This window comes from Mesorhizobium sp. M8A.F.Ca.ET.021.01.1.1 (assembly GCF_003998025.1).
In the GTDB taxonomy this organism is placed as follows: Bacteria; Pseudomonadota; Alphaproteobacteria; order Rhizobiales; family Rhizobiaceae; genus Mesorhizobium.
Map to the genome: position 1 here is coordinate 1 of NZ_RZSJ01000477.1, position 4,929 is coordinate 4,929.

Below are 4,929 nucleotides of genomic sequence, written 5' to 3' on the forward strand. Positions count from 1 at the left end.
GCCGGCACCGTGCTGATGCCGACCAAGGCGGCCGAAAAGGACAAGATCCTCAACGCCATCGACAATCTGACGCCCGGCGGTTCGACGGCCGGCGAGGCCGGCATCAAGGAGGCCTACAAGCTTGCCCAGCAATCCTTCGTCAAGGATGGCGTCAACCGGGTGATGCTGGCCACCGATGGCGACTTCAATGTCGGCCAGAGCGACGACGATGATCTGAAGCGCCTGATCGAACAGGAGCGCAAGTCGGGTGTCTTCCTGTCGGTGTTCGGCTTCGGCCACGACAATCTGAACGACCAGATGATGCAGACCATCGCACAGAACGGCAACGGCACCGCCGCCTATATCGACACGCTGGCCGAGGCGGAGAAGGTGCTGGTCGAGGATGCCTCCTCGACCCTGTTCCCGATCGCCAAGGATGTGAAGATCCAGGTTGAGTTCAACCCGAGCAAGGTCTCGGAATACCGCCTGATCGGCTACGAGACCCGGGCGCTCAACCGCGAGGATTTCAACAATGACCGCGTCGATGCCGGCGACATCGGCTCGGGCCATTCGGTCACCGCGATCTATGAGATCACGCCCAAAGGCAGTGGCGGCGAGCAGATCGATCCGCTGCGCTATGGTCAGGCCACGGTCAACAATGGCGGCGTTGCCAATGCGGACGAATATGCCTTCGTCAAGATACGCTACAAGCTGCCCAACGAGGACGTCTCGAAGCTGATCACCACGCCGGTGACCTCTGCCAACGAGGTGGCTTCCTTCGACCAGGCGAGCACCGACCAGCGTTTCTCCGTCGCGGTGGCGGCCTTCGGCCAGAAGCTGCGCGACGAGGATGCGACCGCGAAGCTCGGCTACGACAAGATCATGGAGATTGCCACTGCCGCCCGAGGAGCCGACCCGTTTGGGTACAGGTCCGAGTTCCTTTCGCTTGTGCGCCTTGCCTCGGCGCTGGGCGGTAACCGGTAGTGGCGATGAAGGCCGGCTTCTTTCAGATGATGGGATCGTTCTGATAGCCGGCCCACGGGCGGGTGAGGCAGGCCGGCGAGGGATACTTTCCCTTGCCGGCCTTTTTTTCGGATCTGTTGATATTCAGGTGATGCCGGCCTGCAAACAGTGGCTTCCTGCGCTTCCGGTGCTCACGTACTTAAGTACGCTCCCTGCGCTTCCGGTGCTCACGTACTTAAGTACGCTCCGCTCCGGTTCTCGAAAGTCACTGTTTTCGGCTCGGCCTGACCTGAATCTCAACAGATCCTAGGGCAGCGCGCCGGATCGTTAAATTGCGCTGCATTTCCGGTACCGGATAGCAATTTCCTCTCGCTACACCGGTCATGTCTAAGGCTTGAGGGAGCCGGAATTGCAGATCAGAACCATCGCCAACTCGACTCCGCCGGCACGGGATGCTTCGGCGGTTTCATCAGCCCCGTCAGCCGAATCCAGACGCATCAGCGATGATGTCGCGCAGGCGCGTCACACCGCCATGTCGGCGCTGACCAATGACCGCTTCCGCGCCATGCTGGAGCAGATTACCGATCCGGGCGCATCGGGTGTGCTGGCGACAATGCGCGGCGACAATGTCGTCGATTTCAGGTCGGCGCAGTCGAGCTACGCCGACAACAGCGAATAGCCGCAAAAGAAATCGCGTCAGGCCCGGCCGCGCCGCCGCTCGCGGCGGGCTTCGCTGGTCTCGGCGGTGTTTGCCGTCGCCACCTTGTTGCGCATCGGACCGATGCGCTCGACGATCTTTTCGACCGTCGGACGATCCGCCTTGGTATGGGCGTCGAGCGCCTTGCGCATCGCGGCCAGATGCTGAAACGAGGTGCCGCAGCAGCCGCCGATGATTTTGGCTCCACCATCCACGGCGAGCCGGACATAGTCGGCCATCAATTCGGGCGTGCCGGAATAGTGGATTTCGGTGCCACGGAATTCGGGGATGCCGCAATTGCCCTTGACGATGACGGTCGCCTCCGGCTTCGCCTGCGTCATATCGAGCAGCGAAGCCAGGATGTCGGAGGCGCCGACGCCGCAATTGGCGCCAACGCCGAGCGGCGCCTGCGACAGGCCGTCGGCGACGCCGTGGATATCTTTCGGCGGCAGGCCCATCATGGTGCGGCCGGCGGTATCGAACGACCCGGTATAGGTGTAGGGCAGGCCGACGCGGATGGCGGCTTCGGCGGCGGCGCGGATCTCGTCGGGCGCCGACATGGTCTCGATCCAGGCGACTTCGGCGCCACCTTCCTTGAGGCCGTCGATCTGCTCGGCGAAGGCGTCGACCGCCTCGTCATAGGTCATGGCGCCAAGCGGCACCAGCAATTCGCCGGTCGGGCCGACCGAACCAGCAACGATCACTTTGCGGCCGGCCTTGTCGGCGACAGCGCGGGCGATCTCGGCGGCGCGTTTGTTCAGCGCATGGACGCGGTCCTGCGCATGATGCAGCTTCAGCCGGTGGCGGGTGCCGCCGAAGGAGTTGGTCAGGATGATGTCGGCGCCGGCGTCGACGAAATTCTGGTGCAGGCTGGTGATGGTGTCGGGCGCCGTTTCGTTCAGCAGTTCCGGCGCCTCGCCGGCCTCCAGCCCCATGGCGAACAGATTGGTGCCGGTAGCGCCATCGGCCAGCAGCACGCCCTTTTCAGCCAGCAGGGCTTCGATCGGATTGCTCGTCGTCATCGGATTGGCTTTCATGTCTTGTAATTCGAACATGCCCGGGAATTCGAACATGGAAATTCGAATAAGGATATAAAGAAGTCTTTATGTCTAGTCAATGAAATTGCGATGCTGAGCGTGTTCAGGCTGAGCCTGATGCGAACGACATGCCGGCCAGGTTGCGGGCGAAGGCGGCCGCTTCGTGCGGGTTGATGTCGGCGGCACGGATCAGATTGTCGAAATGCTGTGTCAGCGCCTGGACCGGCTGCGTGGCGTTCAGCACCACATACATGTCTCCCACATAGATGGCGGCGCGATAGGGACCGAAGATGGTGAGCGGGATGGAATAGCGCATGCGGCCGTCATAGAGGAACAGGCGGAAGGTCGGATAGAGGTCGTCGAGCAGCGTCGCCATATGGGCAAGTTGCTGCTGGCGGTCGGCTGCCGGGAAACGGTCCCACACCCCGAGGCCGCGGGCGAAGATCTCCAGCGTGTGGCGCGGCATGCAGACTTCCATGTCGGTTTCCGGACGCCGGTTGTATTCGATGCGGTATTGCGTCTCGCTGGCCTGCGCCAGGCGGCTCCTGTTGGTGATGTTGGCCTCGTAGTCGACGAGCGCGCGGGTGCGCAGCAGATCGGGAATGCCGGCCGGCACATAACGGATCTTGGTGCCGGCGGCTTCGGCGAACCATTTGGCGAGCAGCGTGCGGTCGAAGCCATCGGGCGCTTCCTCGATCTCAAGGCTCTCGCGGATTTCGCCGGTCACCCCTTCGTCCTGGCTCAAGCCCAGCAACCAGTCCAGCGACACCTTGAATTCGGCGGCTATGTTGAGCAGCGTTTCGGCTCGCGGCAGGCGTGTCGACGCGCCCGACATCAGCTGCGACAGCGCCGACCGATCGATGCCGACCGCTGACGCGAACGCCGACTGATTGAGATCCGAGCGTGTCAGGAGGAGCTTCAGACGCTCCCGAAAGATCGTCGACAGATCGCGCTTGTCCATGGCCTTTCTCCCGTCTTCCGGAGGAAAAATTTGCGCCGAAGCCCCTGCAGCAGGGCTCCCAGGCGTAAATGAATCCCTAAGATTGTTTACAATGTACAACATATGCAGTCAAAAATGCGCAATCGCAACATTTTGTGCACTTTGTCGCGTTGAGTGGAATCACTTCTCCTGACACAATGCTGTCAGGAACCATTTGGGGTTCCGGCGACTGAGGGACAGTGGTCGATAGCATGGCAAGCATACCAGGCAAGAGCATCCGTCGAAGCAGCAAACCGGCCATCGAATGGCCGACCGTGGTCCTCACTTTCTTCTGCTACGGCACATGGTTCGCCGCCGGCCTCTTCCTCTGGCCATCCTATCCCATCCTGGCCCTTATCGTCATGGCCGTTACATTGGCTCTGCAGTCCTCGATCATGCATGAGGTGCTGCACGGTCACCCGACCCGCAACGCTTTGGTCAATGAGGCCTTCGTCTTCCTGCCGATCGGTCTTGCGTGGCCGTTCCGCCGCTTCAAGACCATTCACCTGCGCCACCATGCGGACGAGCGCCTGACCGATCCGCTGGACGATCCCGAGAGCTATTACCAGGCGCTCTGGATGCACGAAGAAATGCCGCCGCTGATGAAATTCGTGCTGAAGGTCAACAACACCATGGCTGGTCGTCTGGTGCTCGGCCCGTGGCTGTCCTGCATCGGCTTCTTCATCGACGATGCCAAGCATGTGATTGCCGGCGACAAGGCGATCCGCAAGGCCTGGCTGCTGCATGCGATCGGCCTTGCCGTGGTGCTGCCGGTCGTGCAGTTCGGGTTCGGCATGCCGGTTTGGCTGTATGTGCTGGTGCCGGTGTGGCTCGGCCAGTCGCTGATCTCGATCCGCACCTATGCCGAGCATCAGTGGTCGGAGCATCCGGAAGGCCGCACGGTGATCGTCGAGCGCTCGCCGCTGTCGTTCCTGTTCCTCAACAATAATCTGCACTTCGTCCATCACAAGAGCCCGACGATCGCCTGGTACCGGCTGCCGAAGCTGTTTCGTGACCGGCGCGAGGAATGGCTGCGGATGAACAATGGCTATGCCTACCCGAACTATTTCGCGCTGCTCAAATCCTATGCCTTCAAGGCCAAGGAGCCGATCGTGCATCCGGTGCTGCGGCGTGCGCCCGAGCCAGGCAGGGCGTTCAAGCCGCGCGTCAGGGCGCGCAACATCAATGGACTTGGCACGGTGCCGGTCCCGGCCGAGCCACCCAAGGAATAGGATCCGCCGATAGGGTGGATGCCGTGTCGGCCAATTCTGATT

Annotated in this window: 5 protein-coding genes; 3 read left to right on the plus strand and 2 right to left on the minus strand. The window is 61.8% G+C overall.

The annotated features are described in order from the left end of the window. Both EOA36_RS27535 and EOA36_RS37440 read left to right on the plus strand, forming a co-directional pair. On the plus strand, positions 1–963 hold a 963-nt coding region (locus tag EOA36_RS27535; protein ID WP_127280233.1), incomplete at its 5' end, for a YfbK domain-containing protein. A 388-nt stretch (positions 964–1,351) separates the two neighbouring features. Continuing rightward, the gene (locus tag EOA36_RS37440; protein ID WP_167531374.1) at positions 1,352–1,621 is read left to right on the plus strand and encodes a hypothetical protein; all 270 of its coding nucleotides are present in this window, start codon (positions 1,352–1,354) and stop codon (positions 1,619–1,621) included. Between the two features lie 17 nt (positions 1,622–1,638). Here EOA36_RS37440 and bmt read toward each other — a convergent pair whose 3' ends face one another. Together bmt and EOA36_RS27555 are read right to left on the minus strand one after the other, a co-directional pair. Beyond that, positions 1,639–2,661, minus strand: coding sequence for a betaine--homocysteine S-methyltransferase (gene bmt, locus EOA36_RS27550; RefSeq protein WP_189343755.1), 1,023 nt, complete (start codon positions 2,659–2,661; stop codon positions 1,639–1,641). Positions 2,662–2,779: 118 nt separating this feature from the next. Beyond that, entirely contained in the window at positions 2,780–3,637 is an 858-nt protein-coding gene (locus EOA36_RS27555; RefSeq protein WP_127280234.1) for a helix-turn-helix transcriptional regulator, read from the minus strand. Between the two features lie 230 nt (positions 3,638–3,867). Between EOA36_RS27555 and EOA36_RS27560 the strand changes: the two genes are divergently transcribed. Beyond that, the gene (locus EOA36_RS27560) at positions 3,868–4,887 is read left to right on the plus strand and encodes a fatty acid desaturase (RefSeq protein WP_189343746.1); all 1,020 of its coding nucleotides are present in this window, start codon (positions 3,868–3,870) and stop codon (positions 4,885–4,887) included. Positions 4,888–4,929: the final 42 nt, after the last annotated feature.

What these genes read in the sequence shown, in the direction of transcription:
- bmt (WP_189343755.1), bottom strand. Translation starts at nt 2,661, where the DNA reads ATGACGACGAGCAATCCGATCGAAGCCCTGCTGGCTGAAAAGGGCGTG.
- EOA36_RS27555 (WP_127280234.1), bottom strand. Translation starts at nt 3,637, where the DNA reads ATGGACAAGCGCGATCTGTCGACGATCTTTCGGGAGCGTCTGAAGCTC.
- EOA36_RS27560 (WP_189343746.1), top strand. Translation starts at nt 3,868, where the DNA reads ATGGCAAGCATACCAGGCAAGAGCATCCGTCGAAGCAGCAAACCGGCC.